26 protein-coding genes are annotated in these 23,981 nt (G+C 58.5%); 20 read left to right on the plus strand and 6 right to left on the minus strand.

The features are described 5' to 3' along the window. Nucleotides 1-18: 18 nt before the first annotated feature. Both BMZ32_RS13715 and BMZ32_RS13720 read left to right on the plus strand, forming a co-directional pair. Complete coding sequence (locus BMZ32_RS13715; RefSeq protein ID WP_090242889.1) at nt 19-333, plus strand: hypothetical protein; 315 nt, start codon at nt 19-21, stop codon at nt 331-333. Next, nucleotides 330-539, plus strand: a complete 210-nt coding sequence (locus BMZ32_RS13720) for a hypothetical protein (protein WP_090242890.1) — start codon at nt 330-332, stop codon at nt 537-539. Before BMZ32_RS13715 ends, BMZ32_RS13720 begins: the two co-directional genes overlap by 4 nt. On the opposite strand, the gene BMZ32_RS19460 is transcribed toward BMZ32_RS13720, so the two are convergent. Continuing rightward, the gene (locus BMZ32_RS19460; RefSeq protein WP_167376761.1) at nt 521-682 is read right to left on the minus strand and encodes a hypothetical protein; all 162 of its coding nucleotides are present in this window, start codon (nt 680-682) and stop codon (nt 521-523) included. The genes BMZ32_RS13720 and BMZ32_RS19460 overlap by 19 nt on opposite strands. On the opposite strand from BMZ32_RS19460, the gene BMZ32_RS13725 reads away from it, so the two are divergent. The 9 genes from BMZ32_RS13725 to BMZ32_RS13770 all read left to right on the plus strand — a co-directional run bounded on the left by BMZ32_RS13725 (nt 681) and on the right by BMZ32_RS13770 (nt 8,436). Beyond that, complete coding sequence (locus BMZ32_RS13725; RefSeq protein ID WP_090242892.1) at nt 681-1,778, plus strand: coiled-coil domain-containing protein; 1,098 nt, start codon at nt 681-683, stop codon at nt 1,776-1,778. The two genes, BMZ32_RS19460 and BMZ32_RS13725, sit on opposite strands and share 2 nt — an antisense overlap. 10 nt (nt 1,779-1,788) lie before the next feature. Next, on the plus strand, nt 1,789-2,718 hold the full coding sequence (locus tag BMZ32_RS13730) for a recombinase RecT (RefSeq protein ID WP_090242894.1): 930 nt from the start codon (nt 1,789-1,791) through the stop codon (nt 2,716-2,718). Beyond that, entirely contained in the window at nt 2,715-3,503 is a 789-nt protein-coding gene (locus BMZ32_RS13735; RefSeq protein ID WP_090242896.1) for a lambda exonuclease family protein, read from the plus strand. The genes BMZ32_RS13730 and BMZ32_RS13735 overlap by 4 nt, the downstream gene beginning before the upstream one ends. Beyond that, the gene (locus tag BMZ32_RS13740; RefSeq protein ID WP_090242898.1) at nt 3,503-4,033 is read left to right on the plus strand and encodes a single-stranded DNA-binding protein; all 531 of its coding nucleotides are present in this window, start codon (nt 3,503-3,505) and stop codon (nt 4,031-4,033) included. Before BMZ32_RS13735 ends, BMZ32_RS13740 begins: the two co-directional genes overlap by 1 nt. A 55-nt stretch (nt 4,034-4,088) precedes the next feature. Continuing rightward, entirely contained in the window at nt 4,089-4,280 is a 192-nt protein-coding gene (locus BMZ32_RS13745) for a hypothetical protein (RefSeq protein ID WP_139213963.1), read from the plus strand. 30 nt (nt 4,281-4,310) lie between these two features. Then, complete coding sequence (gene rdgC / locus BMZ32_RS13750) at nt 4,311-5,231, plus strand: recombination-associated protein RdgC (RefSeq protein WP_090242901.1); 921 nt, start codon at nt 4,311-4,313, stop codon at nt 5,229-5,231. Nucleotides 5,232-5,256: 25 nt separating this feature from the next. Next, a complete protein-coding gene (gene yejK, locus BMZ32_RS13755) occupies nt 5,257-6,258 on the plus strand; it encodes a nucleoid-associated protein YejK (protein ID WP_090242902.1) in 1,002 nt (333 codons plus the stop codon). A gap of 81 nt (nt 6,259-6,339) precedes the next feature. After that, nucleotides 6,340-6,528 (plus strand): hypothetical protein, encoded by a 189-nt coding sequence (locus tag BMZ32_RS13760; protein WP_090242904.1) that lies wholly within the window; start codon nt 6,340-6,342, stop codon nt 6,526-6,528. A 204-nt stretch (nt 6,529-6,732) separates the two neighbouring features. Then, the gene (locus BMZ32_RS13770; protein WP_090242908.1) at nt 6,733-8,436 is read left to right on the plus strand and encodes a DNA cytosine methyltransferase; all 1,704 of its coding nucleotides are present in this window, start codon (nt 6,733-6,735) and stop codon (nt 8,434-8,436) included. A gap of 49 nt (nt 8,437-8,485) precedes the next feature. On the opposite strand, the gene BMZ32_RS13775 is transcribed toward BMZ32_RS13770, so the two are convergent. Next, nucleotides 8,486-9,061, minus strand: coding sequence for a hypothetical protein (locus tag BMZ32_RS13775; RefSeq protein WP_090242910.1), 576 nt, complete (start codon nt 9,059-9,061; stop codon nt 8,486-8,488). Between the two features lie 83 nt (nt 9,062-9,144). Here BMZ32_RS13775 and BMZ32_RS13780 point away from each other — a divergent pair, with 83 nt between their 5' ends. Beyond that, nucleotides 9,145-9,585: a hypothetical protein gene (locus BMZ32_RS13780; RefSeq protein WP_090242912.1), complete on the plus strand. Its 441-nt coding sequence runs from the start codon at nt 9,145-9,147 to the stop codon at nt 9,583-9,585. A 56-nt stretch (nt 9,586-9,641) separates the two neighbouring features. Here the strand turns inward: BMZ32_RS13780 and BMZ32_RS13785 are convergent, their stop codons facing one another. Continuing rightward, nucleotides 9,642-9,848 carry a hypothetical protein gene (locus BMZ32_RS13785; protein ID WP_090242914.1) on the minus strand — a complete coding sequence of 69 codons (207 nt, stop codon included), beginning with the start codon at nt 9,846-9,848 and terminating at the stop codon, nt 9,642-9,644. Between the two features lie 85 nt (nt 9,849-9,933). Here BMZ32_RS13785 and BMZ32_RS13790 point away from each other — a divergent pair, with 85 nt between their 5' ends. From BMZ32_RS13790 to BMZ32_RS13825, 8 genes are all read left to right on the plus strand, one after another. After that, entirely contained in the window at nt 9,934-10,260 is a 327-nt protein-coding gene (locus tag BMZ32_RS13790; protein WP_090242917.1) for a hypothetical protein, read from the plus strand. 319 nt (nt 10,261-10,579) lie between these two features. Next, a complete protein-coding gene (locus BMZ32_RS13795; RefSeq protein ID WP_090242919.1) occupies nt 10,580-11,704 on the plus strand; it encodes a site-specific integrase in 1,125 nt (374 codons plus the stop codon). Between the two features lie 31 nt (nt 11,705-11,735). After that, a complete protein-coding gene (locus BMZ32_RS13800; RefSeq protein WP_090242920.1) occupies nt 11,736-12,716 on the plus strand; it encodes an AAA family ATPase in 981 nt (326 codons plus the stop codon). Between the two features lie 5 nt (nt 12,717-12,721). Continuing rightward, a complete protein-coding gene (locus BMZ32_RS13805; RefSeq protein WP_090242922.1) occupies nt 12,722-13,663 on the plus strand; it encodes a DUF58 domain-containing protein in 942 nt (313 codons plus the stop codon). Further along, complete coding sequence (locus BMZ32_RS13810) at nt 13,660-14,154, plus strand: DUF4381 domain-containing protein (RefSeq protein ID WP_090242924.1); 495 nt, start codon at nt 13,660-13,662, stop codon at nt 14,152-14,154. Before BMZ32_RS13805 ends, BMZ32_RS13810 begins: the two co-directional genes overlap by 4 nt. Beyond that, the gene (locus BMZ32_RS13815) at nt 14,147-15,178 is read left to right on the plus strand and encodes a vWA domain-containing protein (RefSeq protein ID WP_090242926.1); all 1,032 of its coding nucleotides are present in this window, start codon (nt 14,147-14,149) and stop codon (nt 15,176-15,178) included. The genes BMZ32_RS13810 and BMZ32_RS13815 overlap by 8 nt, the downstream gene beginning before the upstream one ends. 5 nt (nt 15,179-15,183) lie before the next feature. After that, the gene (locus BMZ32_RS13820; RefSeq protein WP_090243076.1) at nt 15,184-16,947 is read left to right on the plus strand and encodes a VWA domain-containing protein; all 1,764 of its coding nucleotides are present in this window, start codon (nt 15,184-15,186) and stop codon (nt 16,945-16,947) included. Then, entirely contained in the window at nt 16,944-18,584 is a 1,641-nt protein-coding gene (locus tag BMZ32_RS13825) for a BatD family protein (protein ID WP_090242928.1), read from the plus strand. The genes BMZ32_RS13820 and BMZ32_RS13825 overlap by 4 nt, the downstream gene beginning before the upstream one ends. 333 nt (nt 18,585-18,917) lie before the next feature. Here the strand turns inward: BMZ32_RS13825 and BMZ32_RS13830 are convergent, their stop codons facing one another. The 3 genes from BMZ32_RS13830 to BMZ32_RS13840 all read right to left on the minus strand — a co-directional run bounded on the left by BMZ32_RS13830 (nt 18,918) and on the right by BMZ32_RS13840 (nt 23,945). Continuing rightward, entirely contained in the window at nt 18,918-21,272 is a 2,355-nt protein-coding gene (locus BMZ32_RS13830; protein WP_090242930.1) for an efflux RND transporter permease subunit, read from the minus strand. A gap of 18 nt (nt 21,273-21,290) precedes the next feature. Then, entirely contained in the window at nt 21,291-22,379 is a 1,089-nt protein-coding gene (locus BMZ32_RS13835) for a WD40/YVTN/BNR-like repeat-containing protein (RefSeq protein ID WP_090242932.1), read from the minus strand. 195 nt (nt 22,380-22,574) lie between these two features. Further along, nucleotides 22,575-23,945 carry a DUF1329 domain-containing protein gene (locus BMZ32_RS13840; RefSeq protein ID WP_090242934.1) on the minus strand — a complete coding sequence of 457 codons (1,371 nt, stop codon included), beginning with the start codon at nt 23,943-23,945 and terminating at the stop codon, nt 22,575-22,577. Nucleotides 23,946-23,981 lie beyond the last annotated feature (36 nt).

Here is a 23,981-nt window from a genome sequence, read left to right on the forward strand (position 1 = left end):
TGCACCGAGGAATCAACCATGCACGCAATCAGTAATGCCGGCGCGCTTGAGGCTGGCCGCTACGCCGCAGATGAAACCAGCGACAGCCGCGCACGTTCGTTTGGCCAGCTCTGTGACCGCGCCCGCGACGGGCTTACCTGGCAGCAGATCGAAGAAGCCATGGCCGAAGCGCCAGCCGCCCAGCGCAAAGAGTTTTGGTCGCAGATGCTCAAGTTCATCGATACAGACCCTCGATTCATCGCCAAGCAGAACGTGTCACTGATCGCCGGGCCGCTTCAAGAAGCCGTCGCCCTGGCCGTCGACGCCCAAGTCAGAAAGGAGTTTGACCTATGAGCCGTATGCCCTTCCCTACCCTGATCGAAGAACAGCTGGCCGCCATTGAGGCTGGTCGCGTTGTTGAGCGCATCGCCGTCAGCGCCAGCAGCCTTCTTGGCGCTAAGTCGCTGGCCTACCAGCAAGGCATCGAGCCGCGCCGCGAGCCTGATTTCAAATACTGCTCCGGTGGGCAGTGGACGCTGGTTTATGAGGCGCGGCCATGAGCACCGCCCTCCAGCGGCAACTGCGCCACAGCATCTGGCGCGGTTTTGCCATCACCCTTCTCGTTTTTACCGCCTTCGCCTTCGCCCTTGATTACGTCGGCGATGAGCCCACACACCAGCGCCAGGCGCAGGGAGAGCAACATGAACGCAGCCACTGAAACCGAAATCATCCTGCTGCCGCCGCAAGACACGGCGCTGCAGGTGTACACCACCGCCAACGGCCTCGACCCTTTCATAGCGCATATCCGCGCGCAGATTGACGAGTTCAACAGCAACGTGCCCGACCTGAGCACCGCCAAGAATCGCCAGCTGTATGCCTCGATGGCGCACAAGGTCGCCAAGGCCAAGAACGCCTTGGATGCTGTAGGCAAAGAGCTGTCAGCCGAGGCTAAGAAAAAGCCCAAGGTGATTGACGCTGAACGCAAGCGCTGCTGGGACTTGCTCGAAAGCTGGCAGGCTGAAGTGCGCAAGCCGCTGGACGACTGGCAGGCTGCTGAAGACGCGCGCATTGACCAGCACCAAGCCGGCCTGGATCACCTGCGCAACACCAACACCGAGGGCGCTAGCGCCGCGATGATCAAGGCGCTGATCCAAGACCTTGCCGAAGTCACCATTGGCGACGACTGGCAGGAGTTTGAAGCCGACGCACACCGCGCTAAGGCCGCCAGCCTGGCCACCCTTAATGAGGCGCTGGCCGCCCAGGAGCGCCGCGAAGCTGAAGCCGCCGAGCTGGAAGCGCTGCGCAAGCAAAAGGCCGAGCGTGACGCCCAAGACGAGCGCGACCGTATTGCCCGCGAGGCGGCTGATGCAGCACGGCAAGAAGCCGAGCGCACCGCTCAGGCACAGCGTGACGCTGCGGCCCAGCGCGAGCGTGACCTAGAGCAGCACGCCGCGCAGTTACAGCGCGAAGCTCAGGAAGCGCAGCAGCGTGCCGAGCAGGCTGAGCGCAACCGCATCGCCGCTGAGCAGCAGGCCGAGCAGGATCGTATCGCCGCCGAGCAGCGCCAAGTCGAAGCGGTTGAGCGGGCGAACCAGCAAGAGCGCCAGCGCCAAGCTGACGAAAAGGCCCGCGCCGAGGCGGCCGCCAAAGCCCGCGAAGCCGACACCGCGCACAAGACTGCCGTGCTCACCGCTATCAAAGAGTCATTCATGTTGGCCGGCATCACCGAGGCGCAGGCGCGGGCCGTCATCAACATGATCCGACGGGAAGAAGTGCCCCGCGTATCCATAACCTACTGAGGTGATCGGCATGGCCGGCAATGATTTACAGGTTGTCACTGACGACATTTACGCCATGCGCGAGACTTTCGACGCGGTGCTGTGTGACAGGGCGCTCAGCTTTGAGCGCGAAGCTGGTTTCGCGCTTCAGGTTCTGTCGGGCAACAGCTACGCCACAAGTCTTGCAATCCGAAATCGACAATCACTCGCCAACGCAATTACCAACGTCGCGGCCATCGGCATCAGCCTAAACCCTGCCAGGAAGCAGGCGTATCTGGTGCCGCGTGATAACAAAATCTGCCTAGACATTAGCTACATGGGGCTTATGGACCTGGCCATGCTCACCGGCTCGATTCTGTGGGCGCAGGCCGAGCTGGTGTATGAAAAAGACTCGTTCGACCTAAACGGTTACGACGCCCCGCCCACCCATAAATACAGCCCGTTTGCGACAGATCGCGGCGAGATAGTGGGCGTGTATGTCGTGATCAAGACCGCCGACGGCGACTACCTGACTACCACCATGACCATTGCCCAGGTGCATGAGTGCCGGGCTATTTCAACCGCTTGGAAAGCCTACCTAAAGGACTCGTCAAAGACCTGCCCTTGGGTGACGCAGCCGGGCGAAATGATCAAAAAAACCTGCGTCAAGCGTGCCTACAAATACTGGCCGAAAACCGAACGGCTAGAGCAAGCCATTCACCACTTGAACACCGACAGCGGCGAAGGCTTCGCCAATGTCAGCGCTCCTGACTATGACGCTGCACTGGTTAAGGAGTGGGTGGACAGGATCGAGGCATGTGACTCACGCGCCGCACTAACCGAAACCTGGAAGGCTGCCGTCAACGCAGCCGACCAGGCACGCGACAAACAAGCCTACGAGCTGATCAAGGCGGCCGCCGTGAAGCGCGGCCCGATTGTCGATGAGCTTGATAAACAAACCCTGCACGGAGAACCAGCATGATCCTTATCAATTGCGAGCAAGGCAGCAAAGAGTGGCACGGTGCGCGTGCTGGCGTGATTACCGCGAGCATGTTTGCCGTGGCGCGCTCAACCGTTGGCGGCCTAACAGACCAGCAGGCCATTTATGTGAATGCCATGCTTGAAGGGCGCACCGAAGCCAAGGCCAAAGAGCTAGCCGGCTACAAGAACACGCCCACGTCCACCACCGTGCAAAAGGCGCTGGATGGCGAGAAGGTTGGCCAGCCGAGCGAGGCGGCCCTTAACTATGCGTTTGGCTTGGCAGTTGAGCGCATCGCCGGCGAGCCTCTGGATAACGGCTTTGAAACCTGGCAGATGCGGCGCGGCCATGAGCTTGAGCCCGAAGCGCGCATGGAGCATGAAAAGCAAACCGGCATGATCGTTGAGCGCGCCGGCTTCATCACCACCGATGACGGCGCCTTTGGTGCCAGCGCCGACGGCTTTATCAACCTGGACGGCGGCAGCGAATACAAGTGCTTCCTGGCGCCGGAAAAGCTGCGCAGCTTCCACATCGACAACGATGCCGGCGAAATCATGGACCAGGTGCAGGGCTGCATGTGGATTAGCGGCCGCAAGTGGTGGCACGTAGGCATGTACTGCCCTGCGCTCGCACCTGTAGGCCGCCAGCTCTGGTTCAAAGAGTTCAAGCGCGACGACGACTACATCGAGAAACTTGAAGAAGACCTGTGGCAGTTCAAGCTGCTGGTCGATGGGTTTGAGCAGAAGCTACGGAGCCAGCCGGGCAAGTGCGTGAAGGAGGCAGCGTAATGGCTCGCGGAGTCAACAAAGTCATCCTGGTCGGCACCTGCGGCCAAGACCCTGATGTTCGCTACATGCCAAACGGCAATGCGGTCACCAACCTGAGTTTGGCCACCAGCGAACAGTGGACGGACAAGCAGACCGGCCAGAAGGTCGAGAAGACTGAATGGCATCGCGTCGCGCTATTCGGCAAGGTCGCCGAGATTGCCTGCGAGTACCTGCGCAAAGGTTCCCAGGTCTACATCGAGGGCAAGCTGCAGACCCGCGAGTGGGAGAAGGACGGCATCAAGCGCTACACCACAGAAATCATCGTGGACATGCAAGGCACTCTGCAGCTGCTTGGCGGCCGCCCGGAAGGTGCTGGCGGTGACCGCGCCCAGCAGTCGCGCCAACCACACCCGCAAGCCGGCGCTGCACGGCAGCCACCAGCGCCTCGCCAGCAGCAGAGCCAGCAGTCAGCACCGCCTGACTTTGACAGCTTCGATGATGACATTCCGTTCGCGCCCCCATATCGGGGCACACATTGCCTTCTCATCTAACCAACACCAGGGCGCACACAGCGCCCTTTTCTTTGCGAGAAATTCGATGATTTTCATGACAACCAAAGAGCTGGAAGCCCACCACAAGGACTTGATTAAAAGCCTTGCGCGGCTGGATCAGGCATCCGGCACCTGGAATAAGGCAGACCGTGCCCGCGGTGAGGCCACCCGCCGCAACCTGCAGCAGGAAATCGGCCGTGTAGAAGGCGACCTGCACATGGCCGGCGCCTGGCCTAAGTCCGCTTAATCAACCCACTCATCACCTGGAGCACCGCTAATGTGGTTTCGTAACCTGCTGGTTTATCGCATCACCCAAGACGTCCAGTTCAACGCCAAAGCACTTGAGGCCGCCCTTGCAGCCAAGACGGCGCGGCCATGCGCCAGCCAAGAGCTGAACACCTACGGCTTTGTGGCACCGCTTGGTAAAGGCGAGAACGCCCCGCTGGTGCATGCTAGTAGTGGCTTTCTGCTGATTGCCGCGCGCAAAGAAGAGCGCATTCTGCCCGGCAACGTGGTCCGCGATGCGCTGAAGGATAAGGTCGACGAGATTGAGGGCGAGCAGATGCGCAAGGTCTACAAGAAAGAGCGCGACCAGCTGAAGGATGAAATCGTGCAGGCCTTCCTGCCGCGCGCCTTTACCCGCAAAGCAACCACCTTTGCTGCCATCGCCCCTGACCTTGGCCTGATCCTTGTCGACTCAGCAAGCCTGTCACGCGCCGAAGACTTGCTGTCTACGCTGCGCGAATGCATGGGCAGCCTGCCCGTGCGCCCGCTGGCAGTGAAGTTTGCGCCAAGCGCCAGCATGAGCGACTGGGTTAAGACGCAGCAAGCGGCCACTGACTTCTCCCTGCTCGATCGCGCAACGCTGTGCGACACGCATGCGGAGGGCGGAAAGATTGCCGCCACCCGCCAAGACCTTACCAGCGACGAAATTCAGCTGCACATGAGCGCTGGCAAGCAGGTGACCAAGTTGTCGCTCGCCTGGCAGGACAAGCTGTCGTTCGTGCTGGATAGCAAGCTGGTCATTAGCCAGCTGCGCTTCGAGGACTTGCTGCAGGACCAGGCTGAGCAGGATGGCGGCGAAGATACTGCCGGCCAATTCGATGCCAGCTTCACGTTGATGATGCTCACGTTTGGGCAATTCCTGCCGGCGCTTATTGAAGCACTGGGCGGCGAAGACGTGCCAACCGGAATCTGACCACTCTATAACTCAGGAATCAGCCATGCCTATCCGTCACAGCATCATCCACAACATCGACAAGAAACCCGACGGCAGCCCAGCCGTACTGCATACCAGCGAAGCTGAACTGCCCGAGTCGCAAGCACGCGACAACCTGCTGACCGATCTGAACGAGGCCTATAACGCCAAGCAAGGTAAGGCGTGGGGCTTCTTCCATGAGGAATCTGGCGCATACCCCTTCAGTCGCTGGCTCAAGGCCTACATCAGCTTAGAGCAAGACTTTACCGGGTTCTCCTGGCAGGCCGTCGAGCATCTGCTGAAGCTGATGGAAGAATCGAACCTCTCTACTGGCGGTCATCTTTTTATCGCCCATTACCAGCAAGGCTTGACCGAATACATGGCCATTGCTCTGCTGCACCAAGGCGAAGGTGTGGCAGTCACCGAAGCGCTCGGCGTTGCACCATCCAAGCACTTGGATCTTGGCCAGCTGCACCTGGCTGCACGCATCAATATCAGCGAATGGCTCAGCAACCCGAAGTCGCGCCAGTACATTTCCTTCATCAAAGGAAAGAATGGGCGTAAAGCTTCCGAATACTTCCGCGACTTCATTGGCTGCCAGGAAGGCATCGACGCGCCTAGCGAGACTCGCACTTTGCTCAAAGCCTTTAGCGACTTCGTAGAAAGCGAGGATCTGCAAGAGGTACAAGCCCGCGAGAAAACCGCAACTCTTGTCGGCTACGCCAGCAGCCAGGCCAAGCTAGGCGAACCTATCAGCCTGGAAGAGCTGGCAGCGCTCATCGACGAGAACAGCCCTGCAGCCTTCTATGACTTTATCCGCAATAAGGACTATGGCCTGTCGCCAGAAATCCCAGCAGACAAACGCACCATTAACCAGTTCCGCCGCTTCACCGGGCGCACCGAAGGCCTATCGATCAGCTTCGAGCAGCACTTGCTGGGCGGCATGATCGAGTTCGACGAGGCGAGTGACACGCTTCTGATCCGGAAAATCCCCGCACAGCTGAAGCAGCAACTGAAGCAGAAGTAGTTACCTCTGCCGCCTTCGGGCGGCCCCTATTCCAAGCCCAGCGCCAGCAGCGCAACGGGCTGCTATTGCCTGGAGAAAGTTATGCCGAACGTACTTTATGCCGGCCTGCGCAACCCTGAGCGCGACCTGAGCATCATTAACGCCCTTGCCGGGAAGTCGATCAGTGAAGTGGCAGAGCACCTGGCCCTTGCGCCAAGCACGGTGCGCGCCGCACAGCGCCGAATGGCTGACCTCGCCACCTTCAACCTCACCCTCACAGGGGGGGGTTAAGGACATTCCAATTGGGCCGGTGGCTGCCAAGTCATTCCGGCGCGCGGCGCTTGGTGCGTACCGCCACTTTTGCGGCACCTTCCGCAGCCTAGAGCTGAACCAGTGGGCTGTAACTGATGGCACCACCACCCTCACCATTCAAGAGCTTCGTGACCTCGACTCCGGTGTCGCATCGGTCACAGAAGACGATCAGGAATCAGCCACATGACCTCGATGAAGAAGCCAGCGCCGTTCGACTTCCACACCCAGTACGGCCTGCCGCTGGTCGAGACTGACGACGAGATAAACGTCGACTTGTTCGCGGGTGGCGGTGGGGCAAGTACCGGTCTTGAGATGGGCCTTGGTCGCCCAGTGCACATCGCCATCAATCACAACCCTGCCGCCATCAGCATGCATGAGGCCAACCACCCGGGCGCGCTTCACTTGCAAACGGACGTTTGGGCCGTTGATCCCGTCGAAGTGCTGGCCGGGCGCAACATTGGCTGGTTCCACGCATCACCAGACTGCACCCACCACAGCCAGGCGGCTGGCGGACAGCCTCGCAAGAAAGAGGTGCGCGACTTGTCCTGGGTGGTGATCAAGTGGGCCGGAATCGGCAAGCCACGAATCATCAGCCTGGAGAACGTGAAGCAGATCCGCCAATGGGGTCCGCTTATCGCCAAGCGCTGCAAGAAGACCGGCCGGGTGATGAAGCTGGACGGCACTATTGCGGCACCAGGTGAGCGCACTCCGCGCGGTGAGCAGTTCCTAGTGCCTGACCCGAAACGCAAAGGCACCACCTGGCACAAGTTCCTCGGCTGCCTTCGGGCGCTGGGCTATACCGTCGAACACAACATCCTCAAGGCCTGCGACTTCGGCGCCCCAACCAGCCGCGAGCGGTTGTTTCTGGTGGCGCGGCGTGACGGCAAGCCAATTGTATGGCCAAAGCCAACCCATGCCGCTAAGCCCGGCAAGGGCCAGAAGCCTTACCGCACGGCAGCTGAGTGCATTGATTTCAGCCTGCCGAGCCAGAGTATCTTCAACCGCAAGAAGCCGCTGGCAGATGCAACAGAGCGCCGCATCGCCAAGGGCATCAAGCGCGAGGTGCTGCAGAAGGCCAAGCCCTTTATCGTGCCAATCGCCAACTGGTCCCGAGATACGCTGCACCCGGTTGATCAGCCACTGAACACCGTCACAGCCTGGCCGCGCGGCGGATCGTTTGCAGTTGCCACGGCCTTCCTCGAGCAGGCCAACGGTGGTTTCAACACCATGCTGTCTCGCAGCATGGATCAGACAGTCTCAACGGTCACCAACAGCGGCAGCCAGCAGCGACTGGTGACAGCCAACCTGGTGCACCTGCGCGGCAACTGTGATGCGAGGGATGTAGAAGACCCACTGCACACCGTCAGCGCCGGCGGCACGCACCATGCTCTGTGCACGGCCTTCCTTTCGCGTCAGTTCGGCGCAAGCGTTGGCCAAGGTGTTGAAGAGCCAGCGCCAACCATTACTGCTGGTGGCGGTGGAAAGTCTGCGCTGGTTGAGCTGAAGCTTTCGCCTGATGCCGAAGAGGGAGCCTTGCGTTGTGCAGCCTTCCTGATGAAGTACCACGGCATTGGCGAGAACGTGGTCAGCATGGATGAGCCAGTCAGCACCGTGACCACTAAGGACCGGCTTGCACTGGTCACAGTCTGGATCGGCGGCGACCCGTATGTGATCGTCGACATCTGCCTGCGCATGCTGCAGCCGCATGAGCTGTACGCCGCGCAGGGCTTCCCGCCCAGCTACATCATCACCCGCGGGCACGATGGTCGGAAGTTCACGAAGTCGGAGCAGGTGTTCATGTGCGGCAACAGCGTCAGCCCACCGCCAATGGCTGCCATCGCTGCAGCAAACGATACCTGGTCACCGCGACAGGCGCTGGCCGCATAAATCACACCCTACCCGCCCACTCCCTGCCTGATGCTCGGGCGGGAGGGTGTTAAACGTAGCCGTTTTCACGAACTGGGCGGCCTAGAGTGACTCCATCCCAGATTGGATCATGTATTTCTGGACCGGTAGAACCAAGGCGCGAAATGTCATGAACCACAAGATACCTATGTCCATTAGCGCCAATAACTTCGACAGAGATTAACTCTTTATGGTTTTTCTCTTTGTCGATAAGACCGCCATTAAGATAGTCAGTCGTGTGGTCAATTTGAAGCATCCGAACTTCGTCTTTTGGCAAAACGAAGGGCTCAATGTGATTCGTTTTAACAACATGAAATGGCTCGTATGAGTGGTAATACCCAAGAGCATTTGGGCCGCGCAGAAGGCAGACGCTTCTAATAAAAAGGGTCCTGCTTCCTGTATTGCTCAACGTGTAAACCAAGTGCCGCATTTGCGGACTGATTTGCTTCCTGTCAGCAAGTCGTATCGTGGATGGGCTGAATGTTCGCTCAACCAAGTTTAAAACCGCCCCGGCAGGCTTATGCAGAGTAGAGAAGTACAAGCTAACAACCGAAATAAACAGCGCACCGCCCGCAATTAGAAGCGTCAGTTTGTCCTCAAGCCCCACATCAAACTCCTTATCCCAGCCCTATGCCGGGCCAGAACAAATACCCCAAAACAATCATTCACGCCACTGGCGAGGGATAAGTCATGCCAACTGAAACCAAGCTCACCCTCAAGCACCAGCGCGCCGAGCAAGTGAACCAAGCAATAAAGATCATCGCCGACCACGGCCGGCGCTTCTTCTACAGCCAGGCCAGTGGCCTCTATGCGTCAGTCGAAGTCGATGCTCGCGGCAAGGTCTGGTGGATCGATGACTACACCGGCAAGCGCATCTACACCCACCCCAACACATGGGGCAATAGATGGCGTGGCTTCAGCCATGGCGGAACACTGCGCGATCTGGTCGAGGCTTTCCGCGATTACATCTGCACGGGAAAACAACTGAGTCCTTTCTATCTCGGTCCTGAGCGACACCGCATCACCGACGGGAATATTTGGGGCTACTCAACGGAGGCCATGACGGCGGTGCGAGAGCAAGCCGGGACGTTGCCAGTTTTTCGTCAGTCTCAGCAGCAGGACACCGCATGAGAACCACCACACCCCGCATTCCCTGCCTGATGCTGCGGGAGGGTGGCGGCAAGAGTCTAGCGCGAAATGCGAGCAACAAATTCCTGAGCAGCGTCAATCGACGCAGACACATGCTGCGCACCGACCCACCGGTAGAGTGCATTGCCAAGCAGGCCGCTCTCGACCTTGCCCATCAACGCATTTAGATCAACGCCTGCAGCGTGAGCTTCGGTCAGCAGTGCTACAGCAGCCTGCTCTAGGGCAATTTCCCGATCTGTTGCCATTCCACTCTCCTTCAGTTCGGCCCCATGCCGTAACTGTCGAACCTACCCCACAACCACCTTTCACGCCACTGGCGAGGGATAAGTCATGCCAACAGTAAAAGAAAAGATCGCTCCAATAACCGTCCAGCGTGACGACCTTGGGCACTGGACACACCCGGCCTGGCCGCAGGATGGGGAGGAAAACGCAGTTTCGAAAGCCTGGTTCGATGAGCAAGGGATTGAGATTTTCCTTGTTGAATTTGAATACGACGCACCTCAAGAGTTGTTGGATTCCTACTTTGACGACGGTGCCCCTGATTGCTCCAAATGGACGCCGACCAAGCCGGAAGGTGATGGATGGTTCGTGTTCTCTATCCACGAAACCGAGGATGGCCCGGTGTGTGTTTGGGTTCACGAGAAGTCTGCCAAATGACTTTGCGCCCCACCTACTGCCGTACCTGGCGCAAGCCTGCCGACCAATGCCAGTGCCTGCGCTGCACACCGATCACCAACAAGTAACCCATTCCAACAAATGGATTAACCCACACTCCCCAGCCGCGCTGGGTGGAGAGAGATATGTCTGCAGCAGAAAAGGTTGAGGCGGCCGGCTTTGTCTTTGAAGGCAAGATGGCCGAAATCCTTGGCACCACACAGAAAGCACTGGAGCGACGTCGCCAGCGCGGCCTCATTCCAGAAGGGGTATGGCTCCTAGTACATGGCCGCATCATGTTCAGCATCGCGAGGTACAACGAATGGCTAGAAAGCCAATGGAGTGGCCTGCAGGCATCGAGCCCGTCGGCGATAAACTCCGGATACGGTTCACCTGGGCAGGTTCGCGTCGTTGCGAAACCCTCCCCTATCCGCAAACGCCAAAGGGTATTGCCGCGGCCGTCGCAATCCGTGATCAAGTAGCCCAGCTCAAGAAACTGAACCTGCTCAGCGAAGATAAGTACGCTGAGCTTTTCCCCAACTCCAGCTATGCCGTGGCGTCACTCAAGCCAACCTTTACTGAGTACGCCCAACTGTGGATCGACAGCCGGCAAATAGTCGATGCAACCCGCCGCAATTACTGCAGCATCCTCAACAACGTATGGGTACCGCACTTGGGCAGTAAGCGCATTGATATGATCAGTGCAGCCGATCTGCGCAAGGTGGCGGCTGCTATATCTTGGGCGTCACCGTCGCACCGCAAAAACAGCACGGTACTTCTCGCCAGCATCTTCCGCTCTGCAGTCGCTGACGAGTTGACCGGCCGCAACCCAGCCGCCTCGATTCCTCGATCAAAGGTGCCGCGTCGGCCGGTCGACCCATTCACGCGCGAAGAAGCCGACAGGATAATCGCCTGGCTGTACGCCAACCTAGCGGGGCCGCTCCGCATGTACGCTGCCTACTTTGAGTTTGCTTTCTACACTGGGCTGCGGCCCTGTGAGCAATTGGCGCTGAAGCGCTCAGAGGTTAAGGAGGTCGAGCGCCGCGCACATATCTGCCGCCTGGTGTCCGACGGCAACATCGAAGAACGGATTAAAACCAAGTACACGCGCGAGGTTCTGCTGAATGAGCGGGCACTTCACGCGCTTGGCGTGGCTAAGCAGCTGCACGACGGGGAGTTTGTTTTCGCGCCCGTCGACGGCAGCGGACCATACATACGCTCGGAGAACACACCCAAGCATTACTTTCAGCTGGCACTGGCCGCATTGAAAATTCGCGCACGGCGTCAGTACGATGCCCGCCACACTTATGCGACCATGTGTCTTATGGCGGGCATGAACCCTGCATTTATCGCCGGCCAGCTTGGCCATAGCGTTCAGATGCTTCTCACGACATATGCCAAGTGGCTTAGCTCTGCGTCAGATTGGACCGAGCTGAACAAGCTTTAAGGCGAATTGGTACAAAATTGGTATTTAGAAAATGACAGAAGACGTGAAAGGCCCGAACCATCGGGGCGCATTGCTTGAGCTGCGACATTTTCTTTCAAGCCAGATACTCGGTCAGGAAAAACTCATCGAAAGGCTGCTGATTGCCTTGCTCGCTGACGGCCATATGCTGGTTGAAGGAGCCCCTGGGCTCGCCAAGACCAAGGCGATCAAGGAGCTGGCTGAAGGTATTGAAGCCGAATTTCACCGTATTCAGTTCACCCCAGACCTGCTCCCAGCTGATATCACCGGCACCGAGATTTATCGTCCGGAGACCGGTAGCTTCGTCTTTCAGCAGGGGCCGATCTTCCACAATCTTGTGCTGGCGGATGAGATCAACCGCGCGCCGGCCAAAGTGCAATCGGCACTGCTCGAAGCCATGGCCGAGCGCCAGGTCAGCGTCGGGCGCAGTACGTACCACCTGTCGCCGCTGTTTCTGGTGATGGCCACGCAAAACCCGATCGAGCAGGAAGGCACCTATCCACTGCCCGAAGCCCAGCTCGACCGCTTTTTGATGCACGTGAAGATCGGTTTCCCCGACGCCAGCGTCGAACGCAAGATCCTCGCCCAGGCTCGTGGCGAAGCGCTCAACGGCGAAACCAAGCCCGAGCAACTGGTCAGCCAGCAAGCGATATTTGCCGCACGCCAGGAAATCCTTGGCCTGTATATGGCCGATGCGGTGGAGGAATACTTGGTGCAGCTGGTGATGGCCTCGCGAACACCGGCCAAGTTCGACCCGGAACTGGCCGAGTGGATTGCCTATGGTGCCAGCCCGCGCGGCTCGATTGCCCTGGATCGCTGCTCGCGCGCGCACGCCTGGCTGGCTGGGCGCGACTTCGTCAGCCCAGAAGACATCCAAGCAGTACTGTTCGATGTGCTGCGTCACCGCATCATCCTGTCGTTTGAAGCGGAAGCCGCCGGCATCGACCAGGACCGCGTAGTGCAACGTATTCTCGACGTCGTGGCGGTCGCCTAAACACCATGCACGACCAACCCACGCAACCCGGCATTCGCGTCAGCCTCGGTGAACTGATCGAGATGCGTCACCGCGTGCGTGAGGTACAGCTATTTTCCACCCCCGCGCAGCGCAGCCCATTAATTGGCTTGCACCATTCCAAACTGCGCGGGCGCGGTGTGGACTTCGACCAGGTGCGGGTGTATCAGCCCGGTGACGATGTGCGCACCATCGACTGGCGCGTGACGGCACGCACCCAAGAGCCGCACACCAAGTTGTTCCACGAAGAACGCGAGCGGCCGATCTACATCATGGTCGAGCAAAGCCGACAACTGTTCTTCGGCTCTGGGCTGATGTTCAAGTCAGTACTTGCGGCCCAGGCCGCCAGCCTGATTGGCTGGGCCGCACTGGGCCACAACGACCGTATCGGTGGCCTGGTATTCGGCGATCTGGAACACCACGAAGTCAAACCACGGCGCAGCAAGCAAAGCCTGCTGCAACTGCTCAGCCGCCTGGCCAAGGCCAACCAGGCTCTAAATAACGACAGCCAGGGCGAGCGCGACAGCTTCGGCCTCGCCTTACGCCGCGCTCGCGAAGTGCTGCGCCCGGGGAGCCTAGTGGTGGTGCTGTGCGATGAGCGCACGCTTAATGACAGCAGCGAACAGCAATTACAGCTGCTCGCGCGACATACCGACCTGCTGCTGTTGCCGCTTTCCGATCCGCTCGATCATGCCCTGCCGAATGCCGGCCTGCTGCGTTTTACCGACCAAGGCGCACAACTGGAACTCGATACCCAAGACCCAGAATTACGTCAGGCTTACCGCAGCCTGGCCGACGCCCGCCAGGCTCGCTGGCAGCGCCTAGCACAGAAACTCGGCGTGCCGCTGCTGGCCCTAAATACCCAGACCGAGATGGTCGAACAACTACGTGAGCACTTAAATGCCCAGCGGGCAAGGAAAACCCCGTGAACCCGCTGGACCAACTCGAACCGCTGATTGCCCCGCCGGCTATCACCCTGTGGCCGCCGGCACCGGGCTGGTGGTTGCTTGCCCTGCTGCTGCCACTGCTGGTCTGGGCCGGTTTTAAATTACTCAAACGCCTGCCACGTAAAACAACCAGGCCGTCGAGCGATGCGCCACTTGACCCGCTGCGCCAGGCCGCATTACTCGAACTCGAACAGCTGAAAAAACCTTACGACAGCGCCGATGCCGGCCCTTGGCTACAACAGTTGAACGCCATCCTCAAACGCCTGTGCCGCGAGCGCTACCCGCAAAGCCATAGCCATGTGCTCAGCAGTCGCGCCTGGCTGGCCTTTCTCGACAGCCGTTGCCCAGCAGCCGGACTGACCCGCTGGATGATATTGGTCGAAGGAGCTTATCGAGCGCACTGCAGCCTGGATGACAAAGCCATTACCGGCCTTAATCAGGCCGTGGCGATATGGATTCGCAAACATGTTTGAGTTTGCCTGGCCCTGGGTCTTTGTTCTCGCCCCTCTGCCCTGGCTGCTACGCGCCTGGTTGCCGCCGGTCGACAGTGGTGAAGCGGCGTTGAAAGTTAGCTTTCTGGCAGAGCTGGAAAGCCTCAGCGGCAAGCTCGCACGGCCACGCCTGCCAGCTTTACGGCAACAGGCACCGTTTGCATTGATCTGGCTCTTGCTGATGCTCGCGTGTGCCCGTCCACAATGGCTCGGTGAACCCTTGCCGCTGCCCGCCAGTGGTCGCGATTTATTGTTGGCCGTGGATGTATCAGGCTCCATGGATTACGCCGACATGACGTGGCAAGACGAAGAGGTCAGCCGCCTGACCCTAGTCAAACACCTATTGGGCGACTTTATCGACGGTCGCCAGGGCGATAGGGTCGGTTTGATCCTGTTCGGCAGCCGCGCCTACCTGCAGTCACCGCTGACCTTTGACCGACAGACCGTGCACACTTGGCTGGATGAGGCGCAGATAAATATCGCTGGACCACAAACGGCCATTGGCGACGCCATTGGCCTGGCGGTCAAACGCCTGCGCGAACGCCCTGCACAAAGCCGCGTACTCGTACTAGTAACGGACGGTGCTAATAACGGTGGTGAAATCGACCCCATGACCGCTGCGCGTTTAGCCGCAGAGGAAAGCATCACCATCTATCCGATCGGTATCGGAGCCGACCCCGAACAAGGCGGCGTACTCGGCATGCTTGGCTTCAATCCCGGCATCGACTTGGATGAACCTAGTCTGCGTGCGATTGCCGACGCCACCGGCGGCGAATACTTCCGTGCCCGTGACAGCGATGAACTGCAAGCCATCGAAGCCACTCTCGACCGCCTCGAACCAGTGGCTCAAGAACCAACCTTGACGCGACCGACACTGCCACTCTATCCCTGGCCACTGGGCCTTGCCCTCGTACTGAGCCTGCTGCTAGTCAGCCAAACGCTCTGGCCAACGCTGCCACAGCGCTGGCGCAGTAAATTGGCGACGCTAAGGGGTAAACAGTCATGAACCAACTGACCAGTCTCTGGCCTTACTGGCAACGTCCTTTCTGGTTATTACTGATACCGCTACTGGGCGTGCTGCTGTGGAAGCTCTGGCGCCGGGAAAAACGCAGCGGGCGCTGGCAGGTTTTGCTACCAGCCACTTTCCAGGCCGCACTGCTAACTGCCGGCAGTGGCCGCAACAGCCGTATGCCCTGGCTAGCCCTCGGCCTAGCCTGGCTACTGACGTTGCTGGCGCTGCTCGGGCCGACTTGGCAGCGCATCGAACAGCAAAACCCTAAACCGGCAGACCCGCTGGTGGTGGTACTTGAGCTGACCCCGGAGATGCTCGCCAGCGACGCCTCGCCCAATCGCCTGGCCCAGGCTAAGCGCAAATTGCTCGACCTGCTGCAAACTCGCCAGGATGCGCAAACCGCCATCGTCGTCTATGCCGGCAGCGCACACACCGTGGTGCCGTTATCCGACGATATGTCCACCAGCCGCAACCTGCTCGACGCATTAAACCCAAGCATCATGCCGGAGCCCGGCAAACGTGCTGATCTGGCTGTGACCAAGGCCCTGCAGCTACTCGAACAGGGCGCCCAAGGCAACGGCCGCTTACTGCTGCTGACCAGCGCACTCAGCGAAATCGAGCGCCAGGGCATAACCCAGGCACTCGGCCGCCGTGGCCAACGCTTGCACATCCTCGGGATTGGCAGCACCCAGGGCGCGCCGATCATTCAAGAGGACGGCTCGTTCCTCAAGGATGCCCAAGGGGCCATTCTACTGCCGCGCCTGGACAGCTTCGGTCTCAAGCGTTTGGCCAATGAATTGGGCGGCCACTACCAAGGCCTCACCCTTGATGACCACGATTTGCGCAACTTAGGCCTGCTGGCTGCACCGCAACAAGTGCGCCGTGACGGCGAACTGACTCGCCTGCAAGCCTGGGCCGATCAGAGCCACTGGTTACTGCTGCCGCTGCTATTACTCGCTGCCTGCGCCGCACGCCGCGGCTGGCTGTTGTGCCTGCCGCTGTTGCTACTGGGCCTACCGCAGAACAGCTACGCCTTCAGCTTTGAAGACCTCTGGCTACGCGCTGACCAGCAAGGCCAGCGCTTGCTCGACGCGCAACAACCCGCGGCGGCAGCGCAACGCTTCAATGACCCACGCTGGCAAGGCCAGGCGCTGTACCAAGCTGGTGATTACGCGGCCGCCGCTGAACGCTTCGCCAATGCTGAAACCGCCAGCGATCACTACAACCGTGGCAATGCCCTGGCACGCAGCAATGAGTTGGAGGCCGCCGTCGATGCCTACGCCCAGGCTCTGGAGTTAAAACCTGACCTGGCTCAGGCGCAAAAAAACAAAACACTGGTCGAAAACTTGTTGCAGCAAAAGCAGCAAGAGCAAGAGCAAGAGCAACCGGACGATCCGCAAAAGCCCAGTGATACGCAGAATCAACCCAGCGCCCAGCCGCAAACTGGCAAACCCGAGCAGAATGCTCAGCCGCAGGCCGAACAAGCGCCTAGCAGCCCATCAAAGCCTGAAGATGAGAGCCCGCAGCCCGCGCAACCGGGCTCAGACGAAGACGCTAATACGCCGCCGGAACAGCCGGAACAGCCGAAAGAAGACGATAGCGACAGCCGTGAAGAACAGATCGCCAACGCCGAACCGGCCCTCGACGGCGAGCGTCGCCAGGCATTGGAACAATGGCTGCGGCAGATCCCCGACGATCCGGGCGAGTTGCTGCGGCGTAAATTCAGGCTGGAACAACAACAGCACCAGGAACAACTGCAATGAACCGACTGCTTTGTACCCTTTTGCTTAGCCTACTGGCCCTGAACGCCAGTGCGCAGAGCCTGAACGCTACTGTCGACCGCACTCGGCTGAATGCTGGCGAAAGCGTAGAACTCACCGTGGAATCGCAGGACACCACGCTATTCGGCAAACCCGACCTGCAACCGCTCTATGAATTATTCGAGGTGCTCGGCACCCGCCAGGTCAATCGCCTGAGCAACGGCGGCACTGACGCACAGGCGAGTACCCGCTGGATCATCACCCTGCAACCCAAGCACAGCGGCTATGTGGTGATCCCGCCGCTGAGCCTCGCCCAGCTGCAAAGCGCCCCCATTACCCTGCACGTCCAGCAAGACACAAGCGCCGCTGACAGCCGCCTGGCCCCCGTATTTATCGATGCCAGCCTTGATCAAGAAAGCGTTTATGTACAGGCGCAAACCGTGCTGACACTGCGCATCTACCATTCCGTCTCGCTGTACGACGACAGCAGCCTGACCCCGTTAGAAATGCCCCAAGCGCGGGTTGAAATCCTCGGAGAGCCGCGCACCTACGAGAAAGACATCAACGGGGTGCGTCATGGCGTGATCGAATTACGCTATGCAATTTTTCCCCAGGAAAGTGGTGAACTACTGATACCCGCACAAGCCTTTACCGCCACCGCGGTTGATCGCTCGGCCAGTAACACTTACAACCCATTTGGCCCACGCTCGGGCAAGGTTGTACGGGTTAAATCTCCGGAAATCCCGCTGAAGGTAAAAGCCAGGCCGGCCAGCTACCCCGCCGCTGCACCCTGGCTGCCCGCACGCGCACTGAGTCTCAGTGAAGCGTGGAGCCCGGAACCGGAAGATACGCAGGTCGGCGACTCGCTAACCCGCAGCCTGCTGCTCAAGGCAGAAGGTTTGGCCAGCGCACAGTTACCGCCGTTACCGGCGACTCAGGTAAGCGGTCTGCGGCGTTACCCAGATCAGCCACAACTGACCAATCAGGTAAACGACAGTGGCCTGGTAGGTAGCCGCGAAGAACGCGAAGCGTTGGTAGCTAATCGTGAAGGCGTGATTGCCTTGCCGGCAGTCGAGGTGCTGTGGTGGAACACCCAGACCGATCAGCTAGAACGCAGCAACTTGCCGGCACGCAAGCTACAAGTAACCGCTAACCCGAACGTAGAGACTCAGCCTGTTGAGGCCGAGCGCCCTGCCGTGAGCGAAGCCGCCAACGGACAGCTGTGGCCCTGGCAGTTGAGCACTGGACTGCTGAGCCTGACCACCCTGCTCGGTTTTATCCTCTGGTGGCGCGCACGCCGGCAACCTGCCGTATTACCCAGCCAGCAAACAGGCCCAAGCCCACGCAACCTGCTCGATGATCTCAAGCGCACGTGCCTGGCTAACGATTCGCAAGCTACCCGCCATGCGTTGGACGCCTGGGCTCGCCAGCAGCCAGAAACTTTGGCAGATATGGCAGCGCGTTTTACCCCGCTGTCCGATGCACTCGACGGCCTCAACGGCGCGCTGTATAGCGAAAGCGGCCAGCACTGGCAAGGCCGTAATCTGTGGCTAGCAATCCGCAGCCTACCCGCTATAGAAGACCTAGATAGTAATACCAATCCGGACACCAGCACGCTGCCACCGCTCTACCCACGCTAGCAGCCGCACCGACAAGGCCGGCCCACAGCAGAACATGCGCCTGACATTTCGTACACGCGGGTTGGTGGCATAGGCTTGGCTTGAACCAAAACTGGGCAACGGTTGAGGCGAGCCCGCAAGGAATATTCAGCCGTCACCGCTCGCTAGATCATGACGCAACTGACTTCATACCGGCATCTGGCTCAAGCTTGTGTTTATGCGCCTAGCCCGCCCTTCGAATAACCCCACCACAGCTATCGCTGAGCAGCGTCACGCCTCAATCCTTGTGGGATAGAAGGACAATAAAAAACCGCGACCCAAAGGCCGCGGTTTTTGTGTGACTACAAATCAGGCTTAGGCCTTGTTGCGCAGCTTCTCCGGATTGATCAGGAAGCGTGCCAGGGCAGGCAGCAGCCAGATCGCACCGATCATGTTCCAAAGGAACATAAAGGTCAGCATCAAACCCATGTCAGCCTGGAACTTGATCGTCGAGAAGATCCAGGTCGCCACACCAATCGCCAAGCAGACGCCGGTAAACAACACCGCTTTACCGGTCGACTTGAGCGTCTCGTAGTAAGCGTCCTGAAGCGACAGGCCCTGACGCAGGTAAGTCTCCAGGCGACTGTAGATATAGATACCGTAGTCGACACCAATACCCACACCCAAAGCGATTACCGGCAGAGTCGCGACCTTCACACCGATGCCCATATAGGCCATCAACGCGTTACCCAGCACCGAGGTCAGTACCAGCGGCAGGATTACGCAAAGGGTGGCCGCCAGCGAACGGAACGTCAGCAAGCACATGATGCTCACAGCCGCATACACCGCGATCAACATGGTGGTTTCCGATGCTGCAATCACCTCATTGGTGGCCGCCTCGATACCTGCGTTACCGGCTGCAAGGATGAACTCCAGGCCTTCCTTATTGTTCTCTTTGGCAAAGTCTTCGGCGACTTGAACCGCACGCGTCAGGGTTTCTGCCTTGTGGTCAGTGAGGAACACCAACACCGGGGCAACCGAACAATCACCGTTGTACAGGCCATCAGCCCGAGCAATGGAGTTGTTCAACATGTCCTGATTACGCGACAGGGTTTCCCATTTCAGGTTGCCCTCGTTCATGCCTTTAATCACCTGGCGCGACACGGTAACCATGGAGATAGCCGACTGCACGCCGTCGGTGTTCTCCATCTTCCACATCAACTCATCCATGGCCGACAGTGTCTGGTATGTCGAGCAGCCTTCAGGCGCCGTCTTCACCATGATCACCAGGACATCGGAGCTGGTCGAGTAGTTGCGGATGACGAAGTCGTTATCCAGGTTGTAACGCGAATCCGGATGCAGCTCAGGCGCACCTTGATCGAGATCCCCGATTTTCAGGTTCTGCCCGTACCAGACGCCGCCAGCCAGGGCGATGACAGCAACCACCACGGAAATCGGTGCCACCATCGGATGCGCGCAATTGGAAATAAAGCGCCAGAACGGATGCTCCTTGACCGCATCTTCACGGCTGATCTGCACCGCCTTCTTGCTGATGCCGATATAGGAAATCATCACCGGCAACAGAATCAGGTTGGTCAGAATGATCACCGCCACACCCATGGATGCGCCGATGGCCAACTCCCGGATCACGCCGATATCGATCAACAACAACGTGATAAAACCCACGGCATCCGACAGCAATGCGACCAGCCCTGGAATAAACAACTGACGGAAGGCCATACGTGCCGCAGACAGCGAATCGGTTGCCTCACCCGAGGCCATGGCAATACCGTTGATCTTCTGCACACCGTGAGAAATACCAATGGCGAAGACCAGGAACGGTACCAACATAGAGTACGGATCAAGCCCGAAGCCCAGGGTATGCAACAGACCCAATTGCCAGACCACCGCAATCAGGGTGGCAACGACCACCGCCAGCGTGCTCTTGAAGCAGTGGGTGAACCACAGCAACAGTACAAAGGTAATGGCAATTGCGACGGCAAAGAACAGCGCCACACCTATCAGACCATCGATCAGATCGCCGACTTTCTTGGCGAAACCAATAATGTGAATTTTGACGTTAGGGTTCTGCGCCTGATACTTGTCGCGGACCTTCTCTTCCAGTTCGTGGGAGAACTTTTGATAGTCCAACGGGATTTGTTTGCTTTGATCTTCTGGGTCGGCATATGACTCCAGCAACGGTAAATCGACGATACTCGATTTGAAGTTGTTGCCAACCAAACGACCAATCTGCCCGGACTTAAGAATGTTGCTGCGCAGCTCCTCCAGGCTTTCCGAAGAACCGTCATAGGTTTGCGGAATTACTTCACCGCCGGCAAACCCTTCTTCGGTCACTTCTGTCCAGCGCACGCTGGGGCTCCAAAGCGACTTCAGACCAGAACGGTCGACACCCGGAATGTAGAAAGCTTCGTCGTTGATAAGACGCAGCGTCTCCATGTATTCCTTGGAGAAGATATCGCCATCCACCGCTTCCACCGAAATACGCACGGTGTTGCCCAGGTTAGCCAGGTCATTACGGTGTTCGAGCATCTTCTGAATATACGGATGCCCTAGCGGAATCATCTTCTCGAAGCTGGTCTGTGGACGCACTTGCGACGCTTGGAAAAACAGAAACACACTGATCAACAGGCACAGCAGAATTACCGCCGGACGATTGTTGAAGATCAACCGCTCCAGAAAGGAGGCAGGTTGTTGTTGATGCTTACTCATGCAAAGGCTCCCGGCTTATTATTGTTGGCCCAGATCGGCGCCCGTAGGCGCAGCAGTGTGAACGCCACCCTGCCCTACCAGAATCAGATTGCCGTTTTCCATTGCTGCAACGCCTGCCAGCGAAAGCCGATCAGCACGATTGGTCACACTGAAATTGCGGCCATTGTCGGTACTCTTAAGCACGGTACCGCCATGCCCAACCACCACAATAGAACCGTCGGCCAGACGATTACCGTCAGCCAAACCAAACTCTAAGGGGCCATTATTAGCGGTATTCAAGCTGATCGCCTGCCAGGTCGTACCGAAGTCAGCCGAGCGGAACAAGTGCCCACGCAAGCCATAAACCAGTATCGCTCCGGCTTCATCGGTACCCAATGCACCAAACAGTGAACCCTCATAAGGGCCCTCAAGCGTTTCCCAGGTTTGACCCCAATCCGGGGAGCGGAACATAACGCCCTGCTCACCGACTACAAATAGACCGGAGTCTTTAACTTCTACGATAGCGTTGAGGTGATAAAGATCTTCGTTACCCATGCGGTCACCAATATCAACCCAATTGGCACCACCGTCAGTAGTTTCCAGCAGAGCACCATAGGCACCCACTACAAAGCCGTTATTACGATCCTTAAACCAGACATCAAGGAACGGAGCACCTTCTTCACGCTCTAGGTCTTCGAACTGCTTGACCCAGGTAGCGCCACCGTCGGTGCTGGCAAGAATTTGTGCATCGTGCCCAACGGCCCAACCATGGCTGTCGTCGATAAAGAACACGGCAGTCAGCATTTGCTTGGTCGGCACTTTGGCCTGCACCCAGCTCGCGCCATTATCGTCGGAATAAAGAATATGCCCACGGTCACCGACGGTGACCAGACGCTTGCCTAGGCTGGCAACATCCAGCAGCAAGCTGTGTGGGGCCTTGGCAGACGTTATCGAAAATTTACTGCCTTCATCGCTGGCAGCTTGCAGTGGTGCACTGGCAAGCATCAGCATGGATAGCACACCGCACAACGACAGCGCTTTGGCTATCGGTGAGTGGCGGAGCGCCGGTGTGTGGGAAAGCCCCACAACATGACCGGCCTGGGTGCGCCGCACAACGGGCTCACTCATATACCTTCCCCCTTATTCTTATAGGTAGCACTACGCTTATAGCAGTGCGCCTATCCTACTGAGCTTTCAAAAGGCCTGACAATCGGCGCGACGTTATGTTTTGTTAAACCCGGCCGCCTACCATGCCCTGTTCGACTGATAAATAGCAAAAGGCCGCTACAACAGTAGCGGCCTTTTGCTCAACCTACTCGCGAATTAACGCGTGCCGCGACGACGCAGCGCAGCAGGTTTGAAGTAACCGTCATCCGGTACTGCTTGGCTGAAGTCGATGGTGCTTGGCTCTTCGTTATCCAGGTTTTGGACGTGGTAACGACGCGCCTGCAGATCGTGGAACGTGTCCAGCGCAGACCAGGTGGTCGGCAGGTCATAGTAGTTTTTCAGGTAGGCAATCGAAACGCGCCACAGCTCGCCGCGACCGTCGTACTGATCAACCACTGCGGCTTGCCAGCTGTCCTCGTCGAGGAACAGGGTGCGCTTGGAGTAAATGTGGCGAGAACCCGACTTCAACGTACCTTCAACAACCCATACGCGGTGCAGCTCGTTTCGCGTGAACGCTGGGTTCAAGTGACCCACTTGCAGCAAGTCCTTGTACTTTACATCCGGGCTGGTGACTTTGTAGCTGTTGTAAGGAATGTAGATTTCCTTCTTACCCACTAGTTTCCAGTCATAACGATCTGGCGAACCGTTGATCATGTCGGTGTCGTCTGCAGTGCGCAGGCCATCAGCGGCAGCAATCGGGGTGTCGTAGGCGAGGTTTGGTGCGCGACGCACACGGCGCTGGCCGGCGTTATAGCCCCACGCCTGACGCGGCTCTTTAACCTGATCCAGGGTTTCGTGTACCAATACTGCACCACCGGCCAGACGTGCCGGGCTTTTGGTGAAGGACAGGTAGTAGAACATGATGTTGTTCAGGTCAGCTGCAGTGCCTTTTGGGTTGTAAAATTTGAACATGGCCTCCTGCTGCGAAGTCACCAGGGAATAAGCCCCGTTACGCTGCACAGCCACTTCGGATGCGCGACGCACGATGTAGGTACCACGGTAGCGTGCGATGTGGTTCCACAGAGCCTCTACACCATTCTGAGGAATCGGGAACGGGATACCACCGTAGGCATCAGAAAAGCCGTTACCGCCATCGAGTAGCTTTGCAGTGGTCGCATTCTTAATGGTGTTGTCGTACACCCACTTCGGCGCAGAACCAGAGCGACGGGTCTGATAGACCGGCATCTGGTAGCTGTTCGGGTAGGTGTTGAACATCGCAATCTGACCAGGGGTCAGGTTGTCTTTATACTGATCCAAGTTGGCCTTGGTGATGGTGAACAGCGGCTTGTCACCGGCAAAAGGATCAACGTGGTGCTGGCCTGGCGAGGTGTAACCTGCCGGAGCCGAGGTGATACCACCGGTCCACTCAGGAATAGTGCCGGCAGCGTTACCAGCCTTCTCGGCACCGAACGGGGTGAGGCTTGCGCCTAACTTTGCTGCTTCCTGCGACGAAACTGCAGCGAACGCGCCGCCAGCGGACAGGGCCAGCGCAATGGCAACACCCATCAGCGTGTGCTTTTTCAGCATCTTGATTCTCCGTGAATAAGTCATCAACCGAGTGCC

It is taken from the genome of Pseudomonas guineae (assembly GCF_900113745.1).
In the GTDB taxonomy this organism is placed as follows: Bacteria; Pseudomonadota; Gammaproteobacteria; order Pseudomonadales; family Pseudomonadaceae; genus Aquipseudomonas; species Aquipseudomonas guineae.

What these genes read in the sequence shown, in the direction of transcription:
- BMZ32_RS13740 (WP_090242898.1), top strand. Translation starts at nt 3,503, where the DNA reads ATGGCTCGCGGAGTCAACAAAGTCATCCTGGTCGGCACCTGCGGCCAA.
- BMZ32_RS13790 (WP_090242917.1), top strand. Translation starts at nt 9,934, where the DNA reads ATGCCAACAGTAAAAGAAAAGATCGCTCCAATAACCGTCCAGCGTGAC.
- BMZ32_RS13735 (WP_090242896.1), top strand. Translation starts at nt 2,715, where the DNA reads ATGATCCTTATCAATTGCGAGCAAGGCAGCAAAGAGTGGCACGGTGCG.
- BMZ32_RS13795 (WP_090242919.1), top strand. Translation starts at nt 10,580, where the DNA reads ATGGCTAGAAAGCCAATGGAGTGGCCTGCAGGCATCGAGCCCGTCGGC.
- BMZ32_RS13800 (WP_090242920.1), top strand. Translation starts at nt 11,736, where the DNA reads ATGACAGAAGACGTGAAAGGCCCGAACCATCGGGGCGCATTGCTTGAG.
- BMZ32_RS13720 (WP_090242890.1), top strand. Translation starts at nt 330, where the DNA reads ATGAGCCGTATGCCCTTCCCTACCCTGATCGAAGAACAGCTGGCCGCC.
- rdgC (WP_090242901.1), top strand. Translation starts at nt 4,311, where the DNA reads ATGTGGTTTCGTAACCTGCTGGTTTATCGCATCACCCAAGACGTCCAG.
- BMZ32_RS13835 (WP_090242932.1), bottom strand. Translation starts at nt 22,379, where the DNA reads ATGAGTGAGCCCGTTGTGCGGCGCACCCAGGCCGGTCATGTTGTGGGG.
- BMZ32_RS13825 (WP_090242928.1), top strand. Translation starts at nt 16,944, where the DNA reads ATGAACCGACTGCTTTGTACCCTTTTGCTTAGCCTACTGGCCCTGAAC.
- yejK (WP_090242902.1), top strand. Translation starts at nt 5,257, where the DNA reads ATGCCTATCCGTCACAGCATCATCCACAACATCGACAAGAAACCCGAC.
- BMZ32_RS13715 (WP_090242889.1), top strand. Translation starts at nt 19, where the DNA reads ATGCACGCAATCAGTAATGCCGGCGCGCTTGAGGCTGGCCGCTACGCC.
- BMZ32_RS13730 (WP_090242894.1), top strand. Translation starts at nt 1,789, where the DNA reads ATGGCCGGCAATGATTTACAGGTTGTCACTGACGACATTTACGCCATG.
- BMZ32_RS13780 (WP_090242912.1), top strand. Translation starts at nt 9,145, where the DNA reads ATGCCAACTGAAACCAAGCTCACCCTCAAGCACCAGCGCGCCGAGCAA.
- BMZ32_RS13805 (WP_090242922.1), top strand. Translation starts at nt 12,722, where the DNA reads ATGCACGACCAACCCACGCAACCCGGCATTCGCGTCAGCCTCGGTGAA.
- BMZ32_RS13760 (WP_090242904.1), top strand. Translation starts at nt 6,340, where the DNA reads ATGCCGAACGTACTTTATGCCGGCCTGCGCAACCCTGAGCGCGACCTG.
- BMZ32_RS13770 (WP_090242908.1), top strand. Translation starts at nt 6,733, where the DNA reads ATGACCTCGATGAAGAAGCCAGCGCCGTTCGACTTCCACACCCAGTAC.
- BMZ32_RS13840 (WP_090242934.1), bottom strand. Translation starts at nt 23,945, where the DNA reads ATGCTGAAAAAGCACACGCTGATGGGTGTTGCCATTGCGCTGGCCCTG.
- BMZ32_RS13745 (WP_139213963.1), top strand. Translation starts at nt 4,089, where the DNA reads ATGACAACCAAAGAGCTGGAAGCCCACCACAAGGACTTGATTAAAAGC.
- BMZ32_RS13830 (WP_090242930.1), bottom strand. Translation starts at nt 21,272, where the DNA reads ATGAGTAAGCATCAACAACAACCTGCCTCCTTTCTGGAGCGGTTGATC.
- BMZ32_RS13785 (WP_090242914.1), bottom strand. Translation starts at nt 9,848, where the DNA reads ATGGCAACAGATCGGGAAATTGCCCTAGAGCAGGCTGCTGTAGCACTG.
- BMZ32_RS13815 (WP_090242926.1), top strand. Translation starts at nt 14,147, where the DNA reads ATGTTTGAGTTTGCCTGGCCCTGGGTCTTTGTTCTCGCCCCTCTGCCC.
- BMZ32_RS13725 (WP_090242892.1), top strand. Translation starts at nt 681, where the DNA reads ATGAACGCAGCCACTGAAACCGAAATCATCCTGCTGCCGCCGCAAGAC.
- BMZ32_RS19460 (WP_167376761.1), bottom strand. Translation starts at nt 682, where the DNA reads ATGTTGCTCTCCCTGCGCCTGGCGCTGGTGTGTGGGCTCATCGCCGAC.